The organism is Candidatus Nanopelagicales bacterium (assembly GCA_037045355.1).
Classification (GTDB): domain Bacteria; phylum Actinomycetota; class Actinomycetes; order S36-B12.
The window spans coordinates 105,932-129,603 of record JBAOHO010000010.1 but is presented as its reverse complement, the minus strand read 5'-3'; the positions used below and the strand labels follow the sequence as shown (position 1 = coordinate 129,603).

The 23,672-nt window shown below is 67.5% G+C and carries 21 protein-coding genes, 2 tRNA genes and 1 pseudogene; 15 read left to right on the top strand and 9 right to left on the bottom strand.

Annotated features, from left to right (window positions below; translation table 11 throughout):
- The first annotated feature begins 162 nt into the window (after nt 1–162).
- The 4 genes and pseudogenes from V9E98_04400 (at nt 163) to malQ (ending at nt 3,991) form a co-directional block, all read left to right on the top strand.
- Nucleotides 163–486: a lipopolysaccharide assembly protein LapA domain-containing protein gene (locus V9E98_04400; protein MEI2716225.1), complete on the top strand. Its 324-nt coding sequence runs from the start codon at nt 163–165 to the stop codon at nt 484–486.
- Nucleotides 486–1,349 (top strand): annotated as a pseudogene (locus V9E98_04395) (amidase). Before V9E98_04400 ends, V9E98_04395 begins: the two are co-directional and overlap by 1 nt.
- 13 nt (nt 1,350–1,362) lie before the next feature.
- On the top strand, nt 1,363–1,923 hold the full coding sequence (locus V9E98_04390) for an amidase family protein (GenBank protein ID MEI2716224.1): 561 nt from the start codon (nt 1,363–1,365) through the stop codon (nt 1,921–1,923).
- Nucleotides 1,916–3,991, top strand: coding sequence for a 4-alpha-glucanotransferase (gene malQ / locus V9E98_04385; protein MEI2716223.1), 2,076 nt, complete (start codon nt 1,916–1,918; stop codon nt 3,989–3,991). Before V9E98_04390 ends, malQ begins: the two co-directional genes overlap by 8 nt.
- A gap of 102 nt (nt 3,992–4,093) precedes the next feature.
- Here the strand turns inward: malQ and V9E98_04380 are convergent, their stop codons facing one another.
- The 5 genes from V9E98_04380 to V9E98_04360 all read right to left on the bottom strand — a co-directional run bounded on the left by V9E98_04380 (nt 4,094) and on the right by V9E98_04360 (nt 9,289).
- Nucleotides 4,094–4,678, bottom strand: a complete 585-nt coding sequence (locus tag V9E98_04380; GenBank protein ID MEI2716222.1) for an NAD(P)-binding domain-containing protein — start codon at nt 4,676–4,678, stop codon at nt 4,094–4,096.
- A gap of 65 nt (nt 4,679–4,743) precedes the next feature.
- Complete coding sequence (locus V9E98_04375; GenBank protein MEI2716221.1) at nt 4,744–5,868, bottom strand: ERAP1-like C-terminal domain-containing protein; 1,125 nt, start codon at nt 5,866–5,868, stop codon at nt 4,744–4,746.
- A 118-nt stretch (nt 5,869–5,986) separates the two neighbouring features.
- A complete protein-coding gene (locus V9E98_04370) occupies nt 5,987–7,288 on the bottom strand; it encodes a M1 family aminopeptidase (protein ID MEI2716220.1) in 1,302 nt (433 codons plus the stop codon).
- Between the two features lie 29 nt (nt 7,289–7,317).
- Nucleotides 7,318–8,544 (bottom strand): patatin-like phospholipase family protein, encoded by a 1,227-nt coding sequence (locus tag V9E98_04365; GenBank protein MEI2716219.1) that lies wholly within the window; start codon nt 8,542–8,544, stop codon nt 7,318–7,320.
- A 10-nt stretch (nt 8,545–8,554) separates the two neighbouring features.
- Nucleotides 8,555–9,289, bottom strand: coding sequence for a DUF3159 domain-containing protein (locus tag V9E98_04360; protein MEI2716218.1), 735 nt, complete (start codon nt 9,287–9,289; stop codon nt 8,555–8,557).
- A 293-nt stretch (nt 9,290–9,582) separates the two neighbouring features.
- On the opposite strand from V9E98_04360, the gene V9E98_04355 reads away from it, so the two are divergent.
- Genes V9E98_04355 through V9E98_04345 form a run of 3 tightly spaced genes read left to right on the top strand, consistent with a single transcriptional unit; the run spans nt 9,583 to nt 10,678 of the window.
- On the top strand, nt 9,583–10,152 hold the full coding sequence (locus V9E98_04355; GenBank protein MEI2716217.1) for a hypothetical protein: 570 nt from the start codon (nt 9,583–9,585) through the stop codon (nt 10,150–10,152).
- 14 nt (nt 10,153–10,166) lie between these two features.
- Nucleotides 10,167–10,418 carry a type II toxin-antitoxin system Phd/YefM family antitoxin gene (locus tag V9E98_04350; protein ID MEI2716216.1) on the top strand — a complete coding sequence of 84 codons (252 nt, stop codon included), beginning with the start codon at nt 10,167–10,169 and terminating at the stop codon, nt 10,416–10,418.
- Nucleotides 10,415–10,678 (top strand): type II toxin-antitoxin system RelE/ParE family toxin, encoded by a 264-nt coding sequence (locus V9E98_04345; GenBank protein MEI2716215.1) that lies wholly within the window; start codon nt 10,415–10,417, stop codon nt 10,676–10,678. The genes V9E98_04350 and V9E98_04345 overlap by 4 nt, the downstream gene beginning before the upstream one ends.
- 73 nt (nt 10,679–10,751) lie before the next feature.
- Here V9E98_04345 and V9E98_04340 read toward each other — a convergent pair.
- Nucleotides 10,752–10,822: transfer RNA gene (locus tag V9E98_04340), tRNA-Gly, on the bottom strand.
- An 89-nt stretch (nt 10,823–10,911) separates the two neighbouring features.
- On the opposite strand from V9E98_04340, the gene V9E98_04335 reads away from it, so the two are divergent.
- From V9E98_04335 to clpX, 5 genes are all read left to right on the top strand, one after another.
- Nucleotides 10,912–10,987, top strand: a tRNA-Pro gene (locus tag V9E98_04335).
- Between the two features lie 109 nt (nt 10,988–11,096).
- The gene (tig, locus tag V9E98_04330; protein MEI2716214.1) at nt 11,097–12,554 is read left to right on the top strand and encodes a trigger factor; all 1,458 of its coding nucleotides are present in this window, start codon (nt 11,097–11,099) and stop codon (nt 12,552–12,554) included.
- 185 nt (nt 12,555–12,739) lie between these two features.
- On the top strand, nt 12,740–13,351 hold the full coding sequence (locus V9E98_04325; GenBank protein ID MEI2716213.1) for an ATP-dependent Clp protease proteolytic subunit: 612 nt from the start codon (nt 12,740–12,742) through the stop codon (nt 13,349–13,351).
- Complete coding sequence (locus V9E98_04320) at nt 13,348–13,983, top strand: ATP-dependent Clp protease proteolytic subunit (protein MEI2716212.1); 636 nt, start codon at nt 13,348–13,350, stop codon at nt 13,981–13,983. The genes V9E98_04325 and V9E98_04320 overlap by 4 nt, the downstream gene beginning before the upstream one ends.
- Nucleotides 13,984–14,181: 198 nt before the next feature.
- Nucleotides 14,182–15,486 (top strand): ATP-dependent Clp protease ATP-binding subunit ClpX, encoded by a 1,305-nt coding sequence (gene clpX, locus V9E98_04315; protein ID MEI2716211.1) that lies wholly within the window; start codon nt 14,182–14,184, stop codon nt 15,484–15,486.
- A 51-nt stretch (nt 15,487–15,537) separates the two neighbouring features.
- On the opposite strand, the gene V9E98_04310 is transcribed toward clpX, so the two are convergent.
- A complete protein-coding gene (locus V9E98_04310; GenBank protein ID MEI2716210.1) occupies nt 15,538–16,635 on the bottom strand; it encodes a hypothetical protein in 1,098 nt (365 codons plus the stop codon).
- A gap of 1,078 nt (nt 16,636–17,713) precedes the next feature.
- Here V9E98_04310 and V9E98_04305 point away from each other — a divergent pair.
- On the top strand, nt 17,714–17,965 hold the full coding sequence (locus tag V9E98_04305) for a hypothetical protein (protein MEI2716209.1): 252 nt from the start codon (nt 17,714–17,716) through the stop codon (nt 17,963–17,965).
- Between the two features lie 526 nt (nt 17,966–18,491).
- Here the strand turns inward: V9E98_04305 and valS are convergent.
- Together valS and V9E98_04295 are read right to left on the bottom strand one after the other, a co-directional pair.
- Entirely contained in the window at nt 18,492–21,020 is a 2,529-nt protein-coding gene (gene valS, locus V9E98_04300) for a valine--tRNA ligase (GenBank protein ID MEI2716208.1), read from the bottom strand.
- 117 nt (nt 21,021–21,137) lie between these two features.
- Nucleotides 21,138–21,587 carry a hypothetical protein gene (locus tag V9E98_04295; GenBank protein ID MEI2716207.1) on the bottom strand — a complete coding sequence of 150 codons (450 nt, stop codon included), beginning with the start codon at nt 21,585–21,587 and terminating at the stop codon, nt 21,138–21,140.
- A gap of 127 nt (nt 21,588–21,714) precedes the next feature.
- On the opposite strand from V9E98_04295, the gene V9E98_04290 reads away from it, so the two are divergent.
- Complete coding sequence (locus V9E98_04290; protein MEI2716206.1) at nt 21,715–22,302, top strand: 2-oxoacid:acceptor oxidoreductase family protein; 588 nt, start codon at nt 21,715–21,717, stop codon at nt 22,300–22,302.
- Nucleotides 22,286–23,413 carry a hypothetical protein gene (locus V9E98_04285; protein ID MEI2716205.1) on the top strand — a complete coding sequence of 376 codons (1,128 nt, stop codon included), beginning with the start codon at nt 22,286–22,288 and terminating at the stop codon, nt 23,411–23,413. The genes V9E98_04290 and V9E98_04285 overlap by 17 nt, the downstream gene beginning before the upstream one ends.
- The last annotated feature ends 259 nt before the right edge of the window (nt 23,414–23,672 follow it).

The window sequence follows — 23,672 nt, the reverse complement described above, 5'->3', positions numbered from 1 at the left end:
AATCAACCACTGTGGCAGAGGCAGTCCGTCACTGCGGCCGAGGCAACCGGCCGGCCGGCAGCAGCCAACGGCCTTGGTCGAGCGGTCAACCGCTCCGGCCGAGCAGCCGACTGGCTGACGGACGCGGTGAAAGGCCCGGCGGCAGCGACGAAGGGAAGTGTCATGGCGGTTCCAGGTGGCAAGGACGGGCGGCCCATCCCCGACAAGGACTTCGTGCAGGGCAAGCCCCAGGTTGTCAGCGGCGAGGCCCCCGCACCGCCGTGGCGTCGCTGGGCCCGCTTCACCGCCTGGGTGGTGCTCGCGCTGATCGTGCTGGTGTTCATCTTCACCAACTCCCAACCGGTGCCGGTCAACTTCGTGATCTTCCGGGTCGACTCCGCGCCGCTGTGGATCGTGCTCGTGGTCGTCCTGCTCATCGGCATCATCCTCGGGTGGATGGCATCGTGGTGGACCCGGCGGCGTCGCCGGGCGAATGTCCGCGACTGATGACGACGCAACTCAGCGACCTCACCGCGCTGGAACAGTCCACTGGCATCCGTGCTGGGGAGTTCTCGTGCGGCGAGTTGACCCAGCACTACCTCGACCGCACCACCGCGCTCGATCCTGTGGTCGGCGCGTTCGCCCATCTGGCCGCGGAGCAGGCTCTGGCGCAGGCAGCGCAGGTCGATCAGGCATTGGCTCGCGGCGATTTCGCCGACAGTGACGCGTTGGTGGGTTGTGTCGCGCCCGTCAAGGATCTCGACCTGGTCGCCGGGATGCCGTGTACCTTCGGCTCCCGCGCGATGGCGGATTTCGTGGCTCCCGTCGACTCTGCCTTTGTGAAGCGGATGAGAGCCGCAGGGCTGGTGATCACCGGCAAGACCTCGACTCCGGAATTCGGGTTTCCCTCCTACACCGACAACGATCTGGGTCACACCGCGCGTACGCCGTGGGACCTCGAACGCTCCGCGGGGGGATCCTCCGGCGGAGCCGCGGCCGCGGTCGCCACCGGCCTCGCCTCCGTCGCCCAGGGCTCCGACGGCGGAGGTTCCATCCGGATCCCCGCCAGCGTGACCGGCCTGGTCGGCATCAAACCCGCGCGGGGCCGGGTCAGCAACATCCCCCTGGGGGAGTCCGTCGGCGAACTCGCTGTCGTCGGCCCGTTGGGGCGCACGGTCGCCGATGCCGCCGCGTTGCTGGATGTGCTCGCCGGGTCGACCGATGCAGATCTGTTCGGCTTGCCGAACGCAGCCCCCGGTTCGTTCCTCGCCGCCGCACGCCGCGATCCGGGTCCACTCGTGATCGGACGGTTCAGTCGCCCCATGGTCGTGGACGCTGACGTCGACGACGAGTGCATCGCCGCATACGAAGAGGCCACAAGACGTGCTCACCGACCTCGGCCACGAGGTCCGCGACATCGAGCGGCCGTTCACCCCAGAGGCGGTTCCCGCTTTCGAGACCGTGTGGCGGGTGGGCGCGGCCGCGCTGCCACTCACCGACTCGCAGGTGGATCTACTCACCCCACTGACCCGTCACCTGCGCGAACTGGGACAGCAATACAGTGCGGCCGACCTCGCGCTCGCTGTCTCCGTGATGAGACGGGCTGCGGCACAGGCGATCGAGGCGACGTCCGGATGCGACGTTCTGCTGACTCCGACCTTGGCGCAACTGCCCGCCGAGTTGGCCGGGCTGCGACTGGACCATGATCCAGCCGAGGACTTCGAGAACCAGAAGCGGTTCACCCCGTTCACGGCCCCCTTCAACGTCAGCGGTCAACCGGCCATCAGCGTTCCCGTGCATCACACGGACCGCGGACTACCGGTGGGTGTGCAGTTGGTAGGGCGCCCTCGCGACGAATGGACGATCATCTCGCTCGCTGCGCAGATGGAGCGGGCCGTGCAGTGGCATCTGCGCATGCCCGACCTGCGGGGCCCGCATGGATGATGCTCTGGCTCGACTGGCAGACCGCTACGGAGTTGCCACCGAGTACTGGGACCAACAGGGCAATCACCGCCAGGTGTCGCCGGACACCGTCGTCGCGGTCCTCGCCGCTCTCGGGGTCTCAGCCGCGACTCCCGTCGAGGTCGATGCCGCGACCACAGAGGCGGAGCTGAGGTCCTGGCATCGGGTGCTGCCACCGGTCTACGTCCACCGCCGCTCCCGCACCGGCCGCATTTGGGTGCACGTTCCGCACGGAACCACGATCACCGCTCACCTGGTGTGGGAGGACGGCAGCGGATCCCGACCCGCGACCCAAGTCGAGCACTTCGTGCAGCCACGCGAGATCGGCGATGTGCTCGTCGGCGAGGCAGCGTTCGAGATCCCCGCCGATCTGCCGCTCGGCTATCACCAGTTCCAGGTGCGAACCGAGCAGGGGATCGCCTACTGCCCGCTGATCGTGACCCCGGACCGACTCCCCGACGTCGAGCCCGGCTGGGGTCTCATGGTGCAGCTGTACTCGGTGCGCTCCCGCCGGTCGTGGGGGCTGGGCGATCTGGGCGACCTGGCTGAGCTCACGCGTCAGGCGGCCGAGTTCGATGGCGATTTCGTGCTGGTGAATCCGTTGTATGCGGGCAGCCCTGTCGAGCCGATCGAGCAGTCCCCGTACCTGCCGGTGACCCGCCGGTTCCCCGATCCGCTGTACCTGGACATCGACCGCATCGCCGCCGGCCTGAGCCTGAGCGAAGCCGAGCGTCAGCGGCTGTCCGATCTGCACGAACAGGTCCCGTCGATCGCCGCCGACAGGATCGATCGATCCCACATCTGGCCCGTGAAACGCGCCGCGCTCGAGGAGTTGTGGGCCGCGGCTGATCGCGATGATCCGGAATTCCTGATGTTCGTGTCTGACGGGGGAGTCGGGCTCCAGGACTTCGCGCTGTGGTGCGCTCTCGCCGAACAGCACGGCCCCAGATGGGGTGAGTGGCCCGAGGATCTGCGCGATGTCCGGGCGCCCGCCGTCACCGCGCGGTTCGCCGAACTCGAAGAGCGAGTCCAGTTCTACAGTTGGATGCAGTACCAACTCGACCGACAGTTGGCGCAGACTCAGTCCGCGGCGGAGGCCGCCGGCATGGGCATCGGAATCATCCACGACATCGCGGTGGGCGTCCATCCCGACGGTTGCGACACCTGGCGGCTCGCTGGCGTCGTGGCCGCGAACACGAGCGTGGGTGCGCCACCGGACATGTACAACCCGATGGGCCAGGACTGGTCCTCGCCTCCCTGGCTTCCCGAAGCGCTCGCCGATGCCGCTTTCGTGCCCTATCGGGACATGATTCGGACGACGCTGCGCCACGCCGGTGGCATCAGGATCGACCATGTGCTGGGTCTGTACCGACAGTGGTGGATTCCCGAGGGGTTCCCGCCCGATCAGGGCACGTACGTGGCCATGGACCATGAGGCACTGGTCGGGATTCTCGCGTTGGAGGCCGACCGCGTCGGTGCAGTCGTGATCGGGGAGGACCTGGGTACGGTGGCCGACTGGATGCGAGCGGACATGGCCGACCGCGGGATCCTCGGCACCGGGGTGTTGTGGTTCGAACGCGGCCACACGATCACGCCCCCCGAGCATTGGCGGGCTCAGTCGCTGACCAGCGTCACGGTGCACGACCTGCCACCTTCGGCCGGCTACGCGGCCGGGGAACACATCGACGTGCGGGAGCGGCTCGGCTTGCTGCACGGGACAGTAGAAGAGGAACGGCGGGACCATGCCACGGAGATTGCTGAGTGGCGGCGACTCCTGCACGAGCGCGGCTGGATCGCGCAGGTCGATGCTCCGATCGCCGAGTTCGTGGTCGGTCTGCACCGATGCCTCGCGGCGAGTCCCGCCGTCCTGCTTGGGGTCGCTCTGCCGGATCTGACCGGTGAGGTTCGCACCCAGAACCAGCCGGGCACACATCGCGAGTACCCGAACTGGTCGATCCCTCTCGGCGATGGCTGCGGTCGGACGGTGCCGGTCGAGGAGCTCGCCGACCAAGAACTGTGGGCCCAGATCCTCGACGTCGTCAACAGGTGACGCCGACGCCCCCCGGCTGAATCCCGCACCCGGGTGTTCCATCATCCTCCGCCACCGGGCGGCGAAGCGGTGGGACGACGAGTCGCCTCCGGAGGAGGGTGCTCAGCGGGTCAAGGCTCCCAGGGCGAAGTGGCGCCCCAGCCCACCCGCGAAAGCGAGAAGCCCCCAGTAGCGGGCGGCTTCCTCGAGCAGCCCCGCGTTGGCGAGTCCGCCGACGGCGACGGCCTCGTAGCCCATGGCCCGGGCGAGTTCCACGACAGACTGGCGAGCCTCGTCGTCATCACCGGCGACGGGCAGCAACGCCCGACCGGCGGGGAACTGGGGCTCGCGCATGTTCTCGGCTCCCAGCACATTGAAAGCCTTGACGAGTCGCACGCCTGGGCCCAATGCCCCGGCAATGGTCGCGGCACCGGAGGCCGCCCCGGAGGGCAGGGGTGCCCCGAAGGGGTTGGTGGCATCGACCACGATGGTGGACTTCCCGGGAGCCAGCAAAGCAGCCGTGTCTGCGGCGACTGCGAACGGCACCGCAAGGATCACCACATCAGCGTCGTCGGCTCCGCCGGGGATAGCCGTCTCGTCGGCGCGGCTGGGATCTCGGACTGCGTACGTCACCACATGTCCGAGTTCTGCGGCGGATTCACCCAAGGCAGAACCCACATTGCCCCGACCACACACCACGATCTTCATCTCGTTATCCTTCGTCAGCCTTCATATCGTTCTCCTCTCGTCAGCCTTCATCTCGCTCTCCCTCGTCAGCTGGCGTCGCGGGCGCGGGCACGCAGGGCCCGGGCCGTCGCATCCCGTCCCTCGGACACGAGCCGACGTGCTGATGCCCTGATGTCGGTACGGGCCAGGTAGGTGTCCGCCGCGGCGATGGTGTCGTCCTCGACCAGCAAGTACGGGTACAACAGCATCGTGATCGACTGCGCCATCTCCGGGGTGCGGTGGCGCCAGATGTCGTCGAGGGCGGCGAAATATCTGTCCCGGTAAGGCCTCAGCAAGTCGTCCTGCCCCGTCTGAGCGAAGCCACCTAGCGTCGCATCCAGCAGGGCGTTCGGGAGGTCGGGGTCCGACACGATCGAGTCCCAGGCCCGTTCCTTGGCGTCCTCCGTCGGCAGGGCAGCCAGCGCCAGCGCCTCTTGACGTTTACCGGTCGCCGTGTTGTCCCGCTGGCGTTCGGCGTCGAGTTCCGCGGTGCCGCACCGGCCCGCGGCAGCGAGTCGCTGCAGCAGCAGCCAGCGCAGGTCGGTGTCCACGGCCAGGCTGGGGAGTACAAGGTCACCGGAATACAGTCCCGCGACACGGTCGAGGTCGGAACCGGACTCGGCGAAGGATGCGAACGACCGGACGAACGCCAACTGGTGATCGCTGCCCGGATCGCTGCTGTTGGCCGCATCCCACAACAGGGCTGCCATCAGCTCGGCATAGCGGGGTCGGTTCTCAGGGGCCGCGTACTGGTCGACAGCGGCTTTCGCCTGCCGCAGTGTCGTCTGCACGATGGAGACGTCGGACTCCACGACGATGCCCGAGCGTACGAGGTCGACGTATTCGCCCGCGGACATCTCGGCATCGCGGGTCATGTCCCACGCCGCACCCCAGATCAACGTTCGCGCCAACGAGTCGTCGATCCGACCGATCCCGGAGATGGCGGCGCGTACCGACTTGTCATCGAGCCGAATCTTGGCGAACGTCAGATCGCCGTCGTTGAGCAGCAGCAGTTCCGGCTGCCGTTCTCCGGCGAGTTCGGGGACTTCGGTCACGGCGCCGGTGACATCGACCTCGATCAGCCGGTCGCGCACCAACTGACCTTGCAGGTCGATGTACAGCCCGACACCGATGCGGTGGTCACGCAGGACCGGCTCCAGTCCCGGCGGCATCGCCGGCGGCTCTTGGCGGATTGCGAACCGCTCGATGACCCCGTCGGTGACGGTGAGTTCCGGGCGCAGCAGGTTGACGCCAGACGTTTGCAGCCATTGCCGCGTCCAGTCGGTCAGGTCACGGCCGCTGGCGGCCTCGAGATGCCGCAGGAGGTCCGGCAGGGTGGCGTTGCGCCAGGCGAAGTCGCCGAAGTACGCACGCAGCCCGGCGAGGAAGTTGTCCTCGCCGACCCAGGCCACGAGTTGCTTGAGCGCGCTCGGCGCCCTTCGCGTAGGTGATGCCGTCGAAGTTGACGCGGACGGCGTCCAGGTCGGTCATGTCGGCCGCGATCGGGTGCGTCGACGGTAGTTGGTCCTGGCGGTACGCCCAGGCTTTGCGCAGCACGGAGAAGCTGGTCCAGGCGTCCGTGTAGCGCGTCGCCGCGACGGAGGAGAAGTGAGCGGCCCACTCGGCGAACGACTCGTTGAGCCACAGGTCGTCCCACCACTTCATGGTGACGAGATCCCCGAACCACATGTGTGCCATCTCGTGCAGGATCGTGTTGGCGCGCTGCTCGTAGGCCGAGTAGGTGACCCGGCTGCGGAACACGTAGTCCTCGAGGAACGTCACACAGCCCGCGTTCTCCATGGCACCGGCGTTGAACTCGGGCACGAACAACTGGTCGTACTTCCCGAACGGGTAGGGGATGCCAAAGATGCGCTCGAAGAACTCGAAGCCCTGTTTGGTGACAGTGAGGATCTCATCGGCGTCGAGGTGTTCGGCCAGGCTGCGTCGGCAGAAGACCCCCAAGGGATAAGTGCCGTATGTGCCCGTGTACTCGTCGCGCACCTCGTGGTAGGGGCCGGCCACGAGCGCGGTGATGTAGGTCGGCAGCACAGCCGTCGTGTCGAATTGCCATCGGGCCACCCCGTCGCCGATCGGAGTCGGTTCCGGAGTCGGGGCATTCGACACGACTGTCCAGTGCGCGGGCCCGGTCACGGCGAGTCGGAACGTGGCTTTCATGTCCGGCTGCTCGAAGCATGCGTACATGCGGCGTGCGTCCGCTGTCTCGAACTGGGTGTAGAGGTACGTCTCGCCGTCGACGGGGTCCACGAACCGGTGCAACCCCTCGCCGGTGTTCATGAACGCGCAGTTCGCCTCGACCACGACCTCGTTGTCGGCCGCCAAGCCGGTCAGTTGTATGCGGTGGCCGTCGTAGGCGGTGATGTCGACCGCAGCGCCGTTACACGTCACGCTGAGCAACGTTGGTGCGATCAGATCGAGCCAGGTAGTGGCAGTGCGCGCGGTGAAGCGCACCGTGGTTCGACTACGGAAGGTGGTGTCGCCGGTCACGTCCAACTCGACGTCGTAGGACTGCACCGAGACGTCGGCTGATCGTGCGGCGGCCTCAGCCCGGGTGATGTTCGCGGCAGTGGTCATGATCGTGAATCCTGCCAGACCCGGTGGGGTCATTTGTCGTCGAGTGCTCGCAGCGCGGCACGCGCGGCGGTCTGCCCGATCTCGATCTGGGCGGCGAAGTACTCCTCGTCGAACAGCACGTAGCTGAGCAGCTCACGCTGACCGGTGCCCTCGCCGATACCGCGCAGGACCCGCTCCAGTGCAAACAGATCGGATTCGCGGATCCAACTGCGCCAGCGCGACAGTCGTTTGCGGGTCATGACGTACTCGGCGAGGCTGGCGAGTTCGCCGGGTCGCGGTCCGACCGTGATGGTGTCGATGGGCCGGTACGCACGACCTTCCCGCGACACGGGGACGAGCCCCTGCGCTATCCACTCGTTGCGTTGTCGCAAGGCATGCAGGTCCTCGATCATCCGGTCACCCAGCACCGTGTGCAGGGTCAGGGCTGTGGCATCACCGACGTCCGGCCATGGTTCGCCCGCTCCGGCTGGGGCTTCGGCGGGTGCGTAGTCGGTGGCGTCGGCAGAGATCACGACAATCGTCTGCGCGCCCAGCGCCACCGCCGGACGCAGAGGGGCGTTCAGTCGCACCCCACCGTCGATGTACCAGCCCGCGACAGCGGTGGGATGGGACAGACGCACCGCCGGGAACGCGACCGGGATCGCCGCCGAAGCGAGCACCGTGTCGGCGGTCAGGTGACCCACAGCGACGTCGACAGCGCGGGCCGAGTCCGCCACCCCCTCCGTGGGGAGGTTCGTGTCGATGAAGACGACCGAGCGAGCAGTGCCCATGGCGGCGTTGCGGGTCGGCATACGCGTGGCCACGACCCCCACCGCGCTCACGACGTCGTCAGCGACATTGGCGGCGAGGCGGCGAGGGTCGAACACTGTCCGAGACGTGCGCACGAGCGGTTCGGTGTTGAGCAACGACCGCAACCCGGGCCCGCGCCCGGCCAAGGAACCGGGCAGCAGCCGCCAACTGTCACCTAGGACCGAGCCGACCGGATGCGTCAGGATGTCCTTGCGCCCCATCGAGCGCCACACGTCCACCATGCGTCGGCCGGCCCGGTCGCTGCCCAGATGCGCGAACGATCCCCACAGCGCGGCGTTGATGGCGCCGGCGCTGGCCCCCAAGAACACCGACGGACGCAGGCCGCGGGCCTCCAATTCGGGCACGATCGCGGCCAAGGCGCCGGCCTGGAATGCACCCCTGGCCGCGGCCCCCGTCATCACGACGGCGACGGTCGAGTTATCGGCGCTGGTCGTGGCGTCGGCCATAACGCGCAGGCTACTCCCGCGGGACTGACGCGGGACTGGGGGAACGAGGATGCAGCAGACCGGGATGGCCCGGTGGCAAGGAGCGGTGGATCAGCCACCAGGAGATGCCGATGACTGCCAGCACCATGGGCCAGCCGAGCACGAGCCGGGCGACCCCCAGCCCGACGACATTGTCGGTGAGCCATAGCGGGTACTGCACCGCCGCGCGGATCAGGAACGACACCGTCCACACCCATGACGCGAGTCCGTAGACGCGCACGAGGTCGGGGTCGTTGCGCCACCTGGTGCGCTGCCCGAGAGCGAGCCCGACGACGATGCCCAGCATGGGCCATCCCACGAGGATCGACAGCGCCCACGCCAGCGCGGACACGACATTCGCCAACAGGCTGGGCAGGAAGTAGTCGACGGCGTTGCCCGTCCGAGCGGCCACCAGCGCCGCTATGCCGACGGCCAGCAGCCCTCCAATCACCCGCACCGGTTTCTCGCGGCGCACCAGCCGCAGGATCGCCAGCGCGACTCCCACCGTGACCGCTGCGATCAGTGCTGTGCCGAGGCCGTGGCCCGCCACGACGTAGGTGAGGGCGAACACGACGCTGGGCGCCGCGGACTCCAACCCGCCGCGCCAGCCGCCGAGCAGGCGGTGCATCGGATTGTCGGGAGCCGCGACGGCGATCACGGCGTCAGGGCCATCGCCGTGAGGCTCGGCCGGTGAGTCACGCTCGGTGCCGGTGTCCTCGATGCCCACTCCGTCATTGTCGCGGGGGGAGCGGGGTTGCGCGAACTCCGTTGCACATCAGACTTGAACTCGGGCCGGCAGCTCCGGACGTTCGTGTCTGGAAGAATGGCGCCGACCGGATTCACGGGGTTTCCGATCGAAGTCTGCGGCAGTGGAGGACACGACAGATGCACACCGTTCCATCGAGCCATTCGAGCCATTCGAGCCATTCGAGCCATTCGGGCCAGCTGGCCGGTCAATCGGAGCCGGTCCGGATCGACAGCCGACGAGGGCGTCACGTTCGACTCGGGGCATGGGGGTCCGTGGCGGTGCTGGCGATCGGCCTGGCGGGCTGCAGCGGGTCGAGTTCTCCGAGCGAGTCCCCCAGCCTGTCGGCGTCCGCGCAGTGGGCCGACTCGGTGTGCACGTCGGCGGCATCAGTTCAGTCCAGCCTCGATGCGTTGGGCAGTGACTTGACCTACGACCCGGCGCAAGGCGACTCCGCAGTGGAACAGATGAAGGCCACCCTGAAGAGTCAGGCGGGGCAAGTGCAGGCGTCTGTGAATCAGCTCAGCACGACGATCGCCGCTGCTCCGGTGGACGCCGCGGGTGCCGAGCAACTGAAAACTGAGCTGTCGAACGCCGACAAGAGCTTCGACGAGTCGGTTCAGACCGCCGCTGACGCGGTGCAGAAGGCAGCCGACGCCCAGACCACCAAGGACTTCGTCAGTGCCGCTGCTGAGGCGTTGATTGCGGTGAAGGCGGCCGACGCTTCTGCGGAATCGTTCACGACGACCCTGACGACCGCGGCCTCCGGAGCCAACTCGGAGTTGAGTGCGGCCTTCGCCGCTGCCCCCTCGTGCCAGAAGGCGGCTTCGCCCAGCCCGAGCTAATGTACGATTCGTACATGACCGAGATTGCTGTCAGCGAGGCGCGCAACCATCTCGCCGAACTCATCGACTCCACCCGGCGCAGTGGGGACCCGGTGATCGTGACCCGTCGTGGGCGCCGCGTGGCGGTGATCCTGGACCACGAGGCCTACGAGCAATTGCTGGAGGACGCTGAAGAAGCCGTCGACCTGGCCGAACTGCGGGCTGCGCGGGAGGACGACGATTACATCCCGTGGAACGAGGTCAAGGCCGACCTCGGACTGGTGTGACCGGCACCTGCCGGGTGGAAATCGCGCGCCGGGCGCTGAAGTCGATCCAAGCCCTTCCCAAGAAGGAGCAACAGCGCGTGCGAGCGACCATCGAGCTTCTTTCGGTGAACCCGCGCCCACCGGCGTGTGTCCCACTCAAAGGTGAGAGTTCGGCGCACCGTGTCCGCGTGGGGGACTACCGCATCGTCTACGAGGTCCACGATCGTCGCCTGCTGATCCTGGCCGTCCGAGTCGGGCATCGCCGGCAGGTCTACCGATGAGGTCGGCCGGCGTCAGTCGTGACACGAAGTCAGCCGCGGAACAGAGGAGATGTCACTGTCGGACGACTGTGAGAGCGGGTGACGGGGATCGAACCCGCACCATCAGCTTGGAAGGCTGAGGCTCTACCATTGAGCTACACCCGCAACGACCACCGAGTACTACCCGCGGTGCGCGCATCAGTGTATCCGCCCGCAAAATGTTCTCGACCCGGCCCGTACACTGAGCGGGCTGCCGGGGCGTAGCGTAGTGGCTAGCGCGCCTGCTTTGGGAGCAGGAGATCGGGAGTTCGAGTCTCCCCGCCCCGACCATCACCACCACCGTCAACTCACCAACCAACCCAGCCGACAGCAACAGCCGACCAGACAGCACCACCCAACAACCCGCCCAGGCGACACCGCCGACCGACAGAGGAGCCCCGTGAAGACCGACGTTGAGAACCTGTCGGAGACCCGCGTCAAACTGACTGTGGATCTTCCTTTCGACGACTTGACCGACGAACTCGACGCCGCCTACAAGCGCATCGCGTCCCAGGTGCAGATCCCCGGGTTCCGCAAGGGCAAGGTCCCGCGGGCGATCATCGACCAGCGCCTCGGTCGCGGTGCGGTGCTCGAAGAGGTCGTCAACGCCGCCGTCCCCCCCGCCTACGAGGCCGCCATCAAGGAAGCAGATGTCATTCCCTTGGGCCAGCCTCAGGTCGAAATCACCGATATCACCGACGGTGACAAGATCGCCTTCGTCGCCGAGGTCGACATCCGGCCCGCCTTCGACCTGCCTGACTACAAGGGCATCGAGGTCGAGGTCGCCCCACTCGCCGTGTCTGACGAGGACGTCGCCGAACAACTGGACCTCTTGGCCAAGCGTTTCGGTTCGTACTCGGAGGTCGACCGGGACGTGGCCGACGGTGACGTACTTCTGATCGACATGACCGCCATGTCCGACGGCACCGAGATCGAAGAACTCGCCCAGACCGCGCTGTCGTACGAGGTCGGCGAAGAGGGACTGGTCCCCGGACTCGACGAGGCCGTCATCGGTCTGTCCGCCGGCCAAAGCACCACGTTCGACTTCACTCCCGAGTTCGGCGACTACCAGGGCAAGCCGATCGAGGTCTCCGTCACCGTCTCGACGGTCCGAGAGCGCATCATGCCCGAACTCGACGACGAGTTGGCCATGATGGCGTCCGAGTTCGACACCCTCGACGAGTTGCGCGCCGACCTGCGCACGCGCCTGGAGCGGGCCCGGCTCATGGAGCGGGGTCAGGAAGCCCGCGAGAAGGCCCACGACCAACTGCTCGCCGCGTTCGAGGTCCCGCTGCCCGAAGGGGTCATCGCCGCCGAGGTCGAGCAGCACTTCGAGAACCACGGTGAATCCGACGACGATCACCGCGCCGAGGTCGAGGCCGACGCCCGCAAGTCGCTGAAGAGCCAGTTCCTGATGGACGCCATCGCCGAGGCGGAGGACGTCTCTGTCGGCGAAGGTGAACTCAGCCAGTGGCTGCTCATGCAGGCTCCGCGCTACGGCATGTCACCGGATCAGTTCGCGCAGGCCCTCGTCGAGGCCGGGCAGGTGCCCATGGCGGTCGCCGAGGTGCGCCGCGGCAAGGCGCTGGCGGTCGTGCTCGAATCCGCTCGGATCACCGATACGGACGGCAACGAGATCGACTTGTCGCAGCTCGATCGCCAAGCTGAGGAAGCGGAAGCAGAGGAACTGGCCGAAGAGCTGGCCGAAGAAGCCGAGGAACTCGTTGACGCCCTGGAAGAGGCCGAAGAGGAACTCGACGAGGCCGAAGCAGTGCTAGAAGCAGACGAAGCGATCGAGGCCGAAGAAGCGCTCGAGGCCGCCGAGGCCGAAGAGGCCGCTGAGGAACGCGACCGCTGAGCTGCGCCTCGCGACGCCCCAGCGGGCTGCCGGCCTGGATGTCGAATCCCCCCGCCTGACCTGGCCCGGTCGCGACGGATTGAGCCGACCGCGAAACGGTGCGTGCTGCGGGAGTGGATCCCCGGTCGCCGCGTTAGGGTCTTCAAGACCACGACGGAAGAGCACGGAGGCTGCACGTGTCGGACATTCTGCTCCCCGAGTCCCGGGGCCGCGAGCCCTCGGGTCCGGGGTTGGACGAGTCGGTGTACCAGCGGTTGTTGCGGGAGCGCATCATCTTCCTGGGGTCCGTCGTCGAGGACCAGATGGCGAACACGATCGCCGCTCAGATCCTGCTCCTCGCCGCTGAGGACGCCGAGCGGGACATCTTCTTGTACATCAACTCACCGGGCGGATCAGTGTCCGCCGGCATGGCCATCTACGACACCATGCAGTACGTCAAGAACGACGTCGCCACCGTCGCGATGGGCCTGGCCGCGTCCATGGGGCAGTTCCTGCTGTCCGCGGGAGCGCCCGGCAAGCGCTACGCGCTACCGCACGCACGCATCATGATGCACCAGCCGTCAGGCGGCATCGGCGGCACGGCCTCGGACATCAAGATCCAGGCCGAACAGATGCTCTACACCAAGAAGAAGATGGCCGAACTCATTGCCCAGCACACGGGCCAGAGCCTCGAGACGGTCGAGGCCGACTCCGACCGCGACCGCTGGTTCACCGCCGACGAAGCCAAGGACTACGGCTTCGTCGACCAGGTCGTGGTCAGTGCCAGCGACGTGACCGGAGATGGTGGTACCGCATGAACCAGCCGCTGTTCGCGCCTCAGGCGCGTTACATCCTGCCCGAGTTCCGGGAGCGCACCTCAGGGGGCATGGAACGCGTCAGCAACCCCTACGCCAAGCTGTTCGAAGAGCGCATCATCTTCCTCGGGGTGCAGATCGACGATGCGTCCGCCGACGACGTCATGGCCCAGTTGCTCTGCCTGGAACAGATGGATACCGAGCGGGACATCTCGGTCTACATCAACTCCCCGGGCGGCTCGTACACCGCTATGACCGCGATCTACGACACGATGCAGTTCGTCAAGCCGCAGATTCAGACGGTGTGCCTTGGCCAAGCGGCGTCCGCGGCGGCTGTGCTTCTCGCTGCCGGTACTCCGGGCAAGCGGTTCGCGCTGCCGCACTCGCGCATCCTGATCCACCAGCCCTACAGCGAAGGGCAGGGGCAGGGCTCGGACATCGAGATCCAGGCCAACGAGATCATCCGCATGCGCAAGGAGATGGAAGGCATCCTCGCGCATCACAGCAACAAGCCCGTCGAGGAGATCGAGCACGACATCGAGCGTGACAAGATCCTCACGGCGGAGCAGGCCAAGGACTACGGGATCATCGATCAGGTGATCACGTCCCGCAAGGCCTCGCCGTCGGGCGCCTGAGCCGGTCAGAGGGGCCGGGCAACCCCGGCCATCGGCTGCGTCCGCTCGCAATCACCTGGGGGAAACGCCGAGTCGGTACCGGGCGTGGCTGGGTCGGTCGGGGTACGGTCTGAGGGGCTGCATCTGCGGTGTCGGACCCGGCGCTTAGGGTTCGTTCATGAGGTGGGTATCGGTCACCTTTCGAGGAGGGAGTGCGCAGTGGCACGAATGGGCGACGGCGGCGACCTCCTGAAGTGTTCGTTCTGCGGCAAGAGCCAGAAGCAGGTCAAGAAGCTCATCGCAGGTCCAGGTGTCTACATCTGTGACGAGTGCATCGACCTGTGCAACGAGATCATCGAAGAGGAGTTGTCCGACGGCTCTGGCGCGTCGATGGACGAGTTGCCCAAGCCCAAGGACCTCTTCGACTTCCTCGATCAGTACGTCATCGGCCAGGACAACGCCAAGAAGACCCTCTCGGTGGCGGTGTACAACCACTACAAGCGGCTGCAGTTCGGCGGTCGCGAGCGGGGCCGCGACGAACACGTCGAGCTCGCCAAGTCCAACGTCCTGCTTCTCGGTCCCACCGGGTCCGGCAAGACCCTCCTGGCCCAGACCCTCGCCCGCCGACTCAACGTCCCCTTCGCGATCGCCGACGCCACGGCACTCACCGAAGCCGGCTACGTCGGCGAGGACGTCGAGAACATCCTGCTGAAGCTGATCCAGGCCGCCGACTACGACGTCAAGAAGGCCGAGAGCGGCATCATCTACATCGACGAGATCGACAAGATCGCCCGCAAGAGCGAGAACCCTTCGATCACCCGGGACGTCTCGGGTGAGGGGGTCCAGCAGGCGCTGTTGAAGATCATGGAAGGCACGCAGGCCTCGGTTCCGCCGCAGGGGGGCCGCAAGCACCCCCACCAGGAGTTCATCCAGATCGACACCACCAATGTGCTGTTCATCGTCGGGGGCGCGTTCGCCGGGCTGGACAAGGTCATCGAGTCCCGGGTCGGCGCCAAGCCGATCGGCTTCACGCATCACCTCACCGAAGAGGAGTCGGGCGACACCAACCCCGACGACATCTTCAGCAAGGTCATGCCCGAGGACCTCCTCAAGTTCGGACTGATCCCGGAGTTCATCGGCCGGCTCCCGGTGGTCACCTCGGTGTCCGCGCTCGATCGCGCGGCACTCATCGCGGTCCTCACCGAACCGCGCAACGCGCTGGTCAAGCAGTACGAGCGGTTGTTCGAGCTCGACGGCGTCGAACTCGAGTTCGACAAGAAGGCGCTCGACGCGATCGCCGACCTCGCCATCGAGCGGGGCACCGGAGCGCGCGGGTTGCGCTCGATCCTCGAGAACATCCTGCTCCACGTCATGTACGACGTCCCCAGCCGCAAGGACATCGCCAAGGTCGTCATCACCGAGAAGACCGTCGTCGACCGCGCGGCACCCACCATGGTTCCCCGCGAGATCACCCCGCGGCGGCGGCGTGGAGGCGGCTCGTCATCGGAGCGCACGACCGCCTGAGCGAGTCACGAGCACTTCGACTGACTCACCAACCGGTTCGACGGCCTCACCTCAGGGGATGACCGGAGGCTCGAGGGCGATCCGCATGTTCGCCACCAGTTGCGCGGCGGCACTGCGGCCCATCCCGGTCACGTCGGCAGCGCCGCTGACTCCCTCATCGGTCCAGAAACACAGACTCTGCTGAGCGGATACCGCGGCGCACGCCATGGAGCCACCGCGGGGACCGGCCGGGACGGTGGTCAGGGTGCCGAGTTTCTCCCCGCCTGACTTGGTGTATGCGGCGGCGATCGCGGCTGGGTCCGCGCTGGCGGTGGGGGACACCCACACGGTCGAGGTCACGGCATTGCTGGCGGTGGCCTCCTGCTTCCCGTCGGGCTTTCCCTGGGAGTCCTTCTTGCTGTTCGAGGTCTTCTCGCTGTTGGGGTTCTTCTCGCTGTTGGGGTTCTTCTCGCTGTTGGAGGTCTGTGCTTCTCCGTTGGAGTAGGTCGCGAACTCGCTGCCAGGGCCGGCGCCGAGCGCGGTGGCGGTCTTCTTGAAGACCCCGGTGGCGGGCTCGGCGGGTTTGGCCGCCTTCGTCAGTCCTGCCGCCGCTGCGGGAGTGTCGACAGCCGGGACCACGGGGGCGATGGGCTTGGACTTGAGGAAGCCAGGGTTGACCAAAGCGATGTAGGCGCTGAGTGCGACAGCAATCAAGCCACCCCCGATGATCAGGATCCACGTCAATGCGCGTCGGCCACGGGGCTTCGACGGGGAGCCGTCGTCTTCGGATTCCGGTGGGGGTGGCTGCTCTGAGTCCGCCCCGGTGTCCGGCTCGGGTGGCTGTTCAGCCCCTGCTTCCGGGTTTGCCGCTGGGGCTCCCGTGGCTGCCGGCGGGGCTCCCGGGTCTGCCGGTGGGGCTCCCGGGTCTGCCGGTGGGGCTCCCGGGTCTGCCGGTGGGGCTCCCGGGTCTGCTGAGGGGGCAGGTGTCGACTCGTCCGTCGCTGTCGTCGTTGCAGGAGGTGTCGAATCATCGGCCGTCGCGATAGGGGCACCCGAGGGAGGTGGTTCGGGTACGTCGACGGTCGTCGGGAGATCAGCCGAGGCGGCCTCCGCGGCGCTGGCCTCAGTGGCCCGGGAGTCGGCCACCGGCGACTTCGCGACGCCGGCCACTGCAGCCACTGTCGCGGCCAGTGGCAGTGCCGCTTCGGGTGCGCCTGTATCTCGGGGAGGGGGCGTCGCTCCGTTCGTGAAAGCTGCAGGGTCAGAGCCAGACGAACTGTGGTCAGAGGCCTCGGAAGAGAAGGTGGGCAAGGAACTCGTCGTCGACGGCGGGGCGGGTGGCTCATCGTCAACGGTGTCGTGGGGGTTGAACCACGGCTGCGTCACCGGCCGGGTGACAGTGCGGGGTCGATCAACGGGAATCGCGTGGCCAGCCGGAGGCGGCCCGATGGGATCCGGTCGCGGTTCCGGGGCCGGCGGGGTTGGAGGAGCGGACGAGGTTGACCGGGTTGACGGGGCCGGCGGGGTTGGAGGAGCGGACGAGGTTGACCGGGTTGACGGGGCCGGCGGGGTTGACCGGGTTGACGGAGCTGACGGAGGTGACGGAGCTGACGGGGTTGGCGGGCTTGGAGGAGTTGACGGGGATTCGTCGGGCTCCACCAACCACCCGAACTGCGGCTGCACCGCGGCAGTCGCGGCAGGCGCATCGGCGGCAGACGCCCCAGCGGCGGCGGTGTCGGATGCGGTCGTCACCGAGGGGGCGGGTGGCGTGGCTGGAGAGGCTGATCCCTCGGACTGGGGCGGCGCGGGCGCTGCTGTCTTTGGCTGCGACGAGACGGCGGAGGGTGGCGGGACGACGGACGCAGATGACGTTTGGGAAGTCGCGAGTGGCGATGGTGTCACCACAGGCGGCGGCGCCATATCCGCGGGAGGCGATGACGACGCAGCAGCCGCGCTCGTGAGATCAGGGGAGGCAGCTGTGGCTGCCTGGGGGCGTGGGGGGGAGGCCGCAGCGGAATCCACCACCGGTGCCCCGACTGGCGGAGGCATGGCGGGCACTGAGGTCGCCCCTTGCCCAGTGGTGTCCTGATCGGAGGTGGGGGTGACCGGGGGCGTTGTCGGAGCCGGAAGCTGCGGTTCGGTCTGCGGCGCGGACCCCCACACCACGGGGCCGAGAGGGTGCTCGGACCACTGCGCGGGATCAGGGGGCGGCAACGGAGAGCCGGGGGGGAACGCGGGCGGCAGCGAGGTGTCGTACAACGCCGGCGCCGCCGGCGTTGTCTCGACCGGTGCCGACTCGGGTGTCGGTGCCACGGTGCCGGGAGCCAGCGCGGCCTCCGTCATGAGCGCCGCGCCGCCGGGGGCCGGGGTCGCCCACTCAGGCAGCGGCACTCCGGGCAGGATCGCGACCGCCACGCTGTTGATGTCCTCGGGCTGCGGTGCCGTGCCCCGCGCCGGAGGGCCGGCAGCAGGCTCCGGTTCGGACGCCGGTGCGAAGTAGTTGGCGGGCTGATGGGGGTCGCTGTAGGTCTGCGGCGGATACGGCTGGCTGGCGTCAGTGCCGGACGGATAGACCTGGGGTGCGCTCGTCTGATCCGGATACGCCTGTTGCGGATTGACCTGCTCCGCGTAGGTCTGGGGCGGGTAGTCCGGAACCGCCGTGGGCTGCGGGCCCTGATACACGGGGAGCGCAGCGGTCTGATCCGGAGGAAGTTGCTGAGCATCGACGGGCGCGTCGGACTCCTCGGATTTCCTCCGGCGCAGGCGCATGGTCGACTCCTCGTGTCAGGACGACAACATCCTGCCACTGCGGCAGCCGTCCTGGGGGTGTGTTGACGATCGGCGGTACCCGAGCGTCGCAGCAGACGTTCGCAGGCACGTCGGTCACAGCGATAGTCACAGGGATTCGTCCGATCCGATTCAGCGCGACGGCCTCAGGGCACCGAAGTACCCACCAAGTTGATCGTGCCCGTGCCGGTGGCCGCCCGGTCGCTGGCACCTCGCCCCCGGTGGGCGGCCGGGTTCGATCAGGAGTCGGTGACCAACTCGACGTCCGAAACGGCGAGTTCGGCTCCATCCGCGAACCGGAGATCGTCGATACGCCCGGCCGCGACGAGGTCTCCGGCGGCGGCTCGGATCCGATCCTGGGCGGCGTCGGGTCCGGTGACGGTCGCGTGATGGACGCGCGTGCGCATCCCGACTTTCGCCTCGCTCTTGGCCTTGCGGACCCGGCTCAACACCGCGCTGACCGAGGTCAGGATCTCGGGATCTCCGCCGGTGGGGATGTCGTCCGAACTGGGCCAGGGGTGGCGATGGACCGACCCCGCCTGCCACCACGACCAGACCTCTTCGGTGACGAACGGCAGGAACGGGGCGAAGAGAAGCAGTTGGGCCCGCAGCGCCACCCGCAGAGAGGCCTGGGCCGAACGCCGCCCGGCGTCGTCGGACTCGTCTGCGGCACGCGCCTTGACCAGTTCGAGGTAGTCGTCGCAGAACGTCCAGAAGAACGACTCGGCTGACTCCAGCGCGCGGGTGTAGTTGTAGTCGTCGAGGGCGCGGGTGGCGTCGTCGATCACCCGGGCCAACTGCGCGAGCATGGCGAGGTCGAGCGGATTCGTGACGTCGGCGGCATCGCGCTTGTCTGGGGCGGAGAGCAGTACGAACCGTGAGGCGTTGAGGATCTTGATGGCCAGGCGGCGGCCGATCTTCATCTGGCCCTCGTCGAACGCGGTGTCCGTGCCGGGGCGGCCGCTGGCGGCCCAGTAGCGCACGGCGTCGGAACCGTGTTGCTCCAGCAGGCCCATGGGCGTGACGACGTTGCCCTTGGACTTCGACATCTTCTTGCGGTCGGGGTCGAGGATCCAGCCGGAGATCGCCGCGTCGCTCCACGGCAGCCGGTCGTCCTCGAGGTGGGAGCGCACGACGGTCGAGAACAGCCAGGTGCGGATGATCTCGTGGGCCTGCGGGCGCAGATCCATAGGGGACACGCGGGCCCAGAGGTCGGGGTCGGTGGCCCAGCCGCCGGCGATCTGCGGGCTAAGTGATGACGTGGCCCACGTGTCCATGACGTCGGGGTCGGCGATGAACCCTCCGGCGGCGCCGCGCTGCTGCTCGGTGAAGCCGGGCGGGCAGTCCGACGCCGGGTCGACGGGCAGTTCGCTCGGCATGATCGGGTCGTCGTACTGCGGGTTGCCGTGGTCGTCGAGGCGGTACCACAGCGGGATCGGAACGCCGAAGAAGCGCTGCCGCGAGATGAGCCAGTCGCCGTTGAGGCCGGAGACCCAGTTGTCGTAGCGCACGCGCATGTGGTCGGGGTGCCAGTGCAGTTCCCGCCCTCTGGCGAGCAGCTCTTCGCGCAGTGCCGGTTCGCGGCCGCCGTTGCGCAGGTACCACTGCCGGGTGGTGACGATCTCCAGCGGCCGGTCGCCCTTTTCGAAGAACTTCACCGGGTGGGTGATGGGCTTCGGGTCGCCGTGCAGGTCGCCGGACTCTCGCAGCATGTCCGCCGTGCGTTGCTGTGCGGTGAACATGGTGGCGCCGTGCAGGGACGCGTAGGCAGCGATGCCGGCCGGGTCGGTGATCCAGGAGGGCGACTCGGCGATGATGCGGCCGTCCCACCCGATGATCGGTCGGGCGGGCAGCTGCAGCTCGCGCCACCAGGTGACGTCGGTGGTGTCGCCGAACGTGCAGATCATGGCGATGCCCGAGCCTTTGTCGGGGTCGGCGAGTTCGTGGGCGACGACGGGTACTTCGACGCCGAAGAGCGGTGTGGTGACGCTGGTACCGAACAGCGGCTTGTAGCGGTCGTCGTCGGGGTGGGCGACCAGGGCGACGCACGCGGCGAGTAGTTCGGGGCGGGTGGTCTCGATGAACACCAGCTCGCCGTCGGGTCGGTGGAACGACACCCGGTGGTAGGCGCCGGGGAGTTCGCGGTCCTCGAGTTCGGCTTGGGCGACGGCGGTGCGGAAGGTGACGTCCCACAAGGTGGGGGCTTCGGCCTGGTAGGCCTCGCCGCGTTCGAGGTTGTTCAAGAACGCCTTCTGCGAGGTGAGGCGGGCGTTGTGGTCGATGGTCTGGTAAGTCTGCGTCCAGTCGACGCTGAGCCCGAGGTGGCGCCACAGCGACTCGAAGCCTTTCTCGTCCTCTTCGGTCAGCGACTCGCACAGGTGGACGAAGTTGCGCCGCGAGATGGGGATCTGGCGTTTGGGGTCGGGCTTGTCCGGGGGAGTGAAGTCCGGGTCGTACGGCAGGCTGGGGTCGCAGCGCACGCCGTAGAAGTTCTGCACCCGGCGCTCGGTGGGCAGGCCGTTGTCGTCCCAGCCCATGGGGTAGAAGACTTCCTTGCCGCGCATGCGGTGGTAACGGGCGATGCAGTCGGTGTGGGTGTAGGAGAAGACGTGCCCGACGTGCAGGGCGCCGCTGACGGTCGGGGGCGGGGTGTCGATGCTGTAGATCTCGGCGCGAGTCTTGCTGCGGTCGAAGCGATAACTGCCGTCGGATTCCCAGCGTTGGGACCACTTGTCCTCGAGGCCCTCCAGCGCGGGGCGGTCGGGCATGGACACAGGCGTTGGTTCGGCAGGCACGGTCCCCGAGTCTAATGGCGCTGCCAGCGACGCCACATCTGGCTGTTGCTCGCGAGCGGTGTTGCGGGGATCGGGCCGCCTACGCGCTGGTCAGGTCTTGGGTTGCGTGAAGAAGGCGCTCGCGCGGGAACTCCACAGCATGCCGAGGATGATCAGCCAGATCAGGATGCCGAGCAGTCCCGTCCAGATGGACCGGTTCTGCCAGATCGTGAGTTCGGCGACGTCCACGAGAATCTGCAGGACGATCAAGATCGTCACGAATATCCGAACTCCGTTGCTGCCGTTCTTCAGGCCAATGGCCAACAAGATCGTGATGATCCCGAAGATGACGCCGATGATGCCGGCCGTGAGCAGGACACCCCCGGTGACGTCCTCGACTCCTGCGCCCTCGTCGAATCCCGTGACGAAACTGCTGCTGGTGGCGCCGAGCATCAACAGGACGCCGCCAATGATCTCGATGATGGCGTTGATCCACATCAGCACGACGATGAGCGTGATGGTTCCGGGTCGTGAGACGGTCCCGGTGGACGGTGCGGTCATGGACTTCTCCTTTGTGCCCACTCAGCTCGAAGTGAGTACTCGAGCTCCTTCAATGTCCCGCGTTTGAAGGGTCCGCGTCCAATCGACAGGCGTACGGTGGGGGTAGACAGTCGGACGGAGATCCCACGTGTTCCAGACCCGCATTCACGGTCGAGGTGGTCAGGGGGTCGTCACGGCTGCGGAGTTGCTGTCCGTCGCCGCCTTCGACGCCGGTGCCCACGCACAGGCCTTCCCCAGTTTCGGCTCGGAACGTACCGGCGCCCCTGTCGTCGCGTACTGCCGCATCGACGACAAGCCGATCCGTACCCGCGAACCGATCGTGGTGCCCGACGCGCTGATCATCCAGGACGCCACCCTGCTCCACCAGGTCGATCTGCTGGCCGGCCTGCCAGAACACGCCTACCTGGTCGTGAACACTACCGAGGACATCGCCCGCCTCGGCATCGACGCCTACCTCGCCGACCACAGGAGCGAACGAATCGTCACCTTGCCGGCCACTCAGATGGCGCTACGGCACATCGGTCGGCCGGTGCCGAACGCGATCCTGCTGGCCGGCTTCGCGGCGCTCACCCACGTCATCACGCTCGCGGGTCTCGAACTGGCGTTGGCCGAGCGGTTCTCAGGGCCAGTCCTCGAAGCGAACATGGCGGCCGCGCGCGAGGCCTACGAGTTGGTCGCCGCAGGGATGGAGGCAGCCGATGCGACTGCAGATTGAGGGCTCGCAGGCGGTCGCGCGGGCGGTCGCCCTGACCCGGCCCGAGGTGATCTGCGCCTACCCCATCTCGCCGCAGACCCACATCGTCGAAAGCCTCAGCGCCCTGGTGAAGTCCGGCGAACTGCAGCGGTGCGAATACCTCAACGTCGACAGCGAGTTCGCTGCCATGAGCGCCGCCATCGGAGCCAGCGCCACGGGGGCCCGCACCTACACCGCGACCGCCAGCCAGGGTCTGCTGTACATGGTCGAAGCCGTCTACAACGCGTCCGGGCTGGGCTTGCCCATCGTCATGACCGTTGCCAACCGCGCCATCGGCGCCCCGATCAACATCTGGAACGACCACAGCGACGCCATGAGCCAGCGCGACTCCGGCTGGATCCAGCTGTACGCCGAGGACAACCAGCACGCCGTCGACCTGCACATCCAGGCATTCCGACTGGCCGAGGAAGTGTCGCTGCCGGTCATGGTGTGTATGGACGGATTCATCCTCACGCACGCCGTCGAAGAGGTGGACATGCCGTCGGCTGCCGCAGTGGACGAGTTCCTGCCCGGCTACGACCCGCGCCAGGTCCTCGACCCTGCCGACCCCATGTCCATCGGCGCCATGGTCGGGCCCGAAGCATTCCTCGAAGTGCGCTACCTCGCCCACCTGCGTCAGATGCAGGCACTGGAACTGATCCCCGACATCGCCGCCGAGTTCGGCGCCGTCACCGGACGCGAGCGTGACGGTCTGATCTCGCCCTACCGGCTCGACGACGCCGAGATCGCCGTGGTCGCCCTCGGCTCCGTGCTCGGCACTCTGCAGGACACCGTCGACGAACTGCGCGACGCCGGTCATCCGCGTCGGCGTACTGGGCATCACGTCGTTCCGGCCCTTCCCCCTGGACGCGGTCCGGGAGGCCCTGTCCGGCATCGACCGCGTCATCGTGCTCGAGAAGTCCCTCGCCGTCGGCATCGGCGGAATCGTCAGCTCCAACGTGCGCACCGCGCTGGCCGACCTGCCCATCCACACCACCACCGTCATCGCTGGTCTTGGTGGGCGGCCGATCCTGACGTCGTCGTTGGCCACGATGATCCGACAGGGACTCGGCCGGTGACCTGGCACCGCTGACGTTCCTCGACCTGCAAGACCGAGCTGATCGAACGCGAACTGCAGCGCACTCGCGAACATCCGGCGTTCCGGTCCAGCGGCGGAGAACATCCTGCGCGACGTCGCCGGCGTCGGCGACCCGCACGCAGTGGGGAGGCCCCGGTGAGCGAGCACCGTGAAGTTCTACCAAGTCGGATCGTTCGCAGTCGGCAACCGACTGCTCGACATCGAGGACCTCAGCGTTCAATCCGACCCCGGCCGCAGCAACGCCATCACCAGC

Bases quoted from the DNA above. Each gene is read 5' to 3' on its own strand.
- V9E98_04400 (MEI2716225.1), top strand. From the start codon at position 163: ATGGCGGTTCCAGGTGGCAAGGACGGGCGGCCCATCCCCGACAAGGAC.
- malQ (MEI2716223.1), top strand. From the start codon at position 1,916: ATGGATGATGCTCTGGCTCGACTGGCAGACCGCTACGGAGTTGCCACC.
- valS (MEI2716208.1), bottom strand. From the start codon at position 21,020: ATGCCCGACCGCCCCGCGCTGGAGGGCCTCGAGGACAAGTGGTCCCAA.
- V9E98_04295 (MEI2716207.1), bottom strand. From the start codon at position 21,587: ATGACCGCACCGTCCACCGGGACCGTCTCACGACCCGGAACCATCACG.
- V9E98_04350 (MEI2716216.1), top strand. From the start codon at position 10,167: ATGACCGAGATTGCTGTCAGCGAGGCGCGCAACCATCTCGCCGAACTC.
- V9E98_04285 (MEI2716205.1), top strand. From the start codon at position 22,286: ATGCGACTGCAGATTGAGGGCTCGCAGGCGGTCGCGCGGGCGGTCGCC.
- V9E98_04320 (MEI2716212.1), top strand. From the start codon at position 13,348: ATGAACCAGCCGCTGTTCGCGCCTCAGGCGCGTTACATCCTGCCCGAG.
- V9E98_04375 (MEI2716221.1), bottom strand. From the start codon at position 5,868: ATGCCGCCGGGACTGGAGCCGGTCCTGCGTGACCACCGCATCGGTGTC.
- V9E98_04365 (MEI2716219.1), bottom strand. From the start codon at position 8,544: ATGGCCGACGCCACGACCAGCGCCGATAACTCGACCGTCGCCGTCGTG.
- V9E98_04370 (MEI2716220.1), bottom strand. From the start codon at position 7,288: ATGACCACTGCCGCGAACATCACCCGGGCTGAGGCCGCCGCACGATCA.
- V9E98_04380 (MEI2716222.1), bottom strand. From the start codon at position 4,678: ATGAAGATCGTGGTGTGTGGTCGGGGCAATGTGGGTTCTGCCTTGGGT.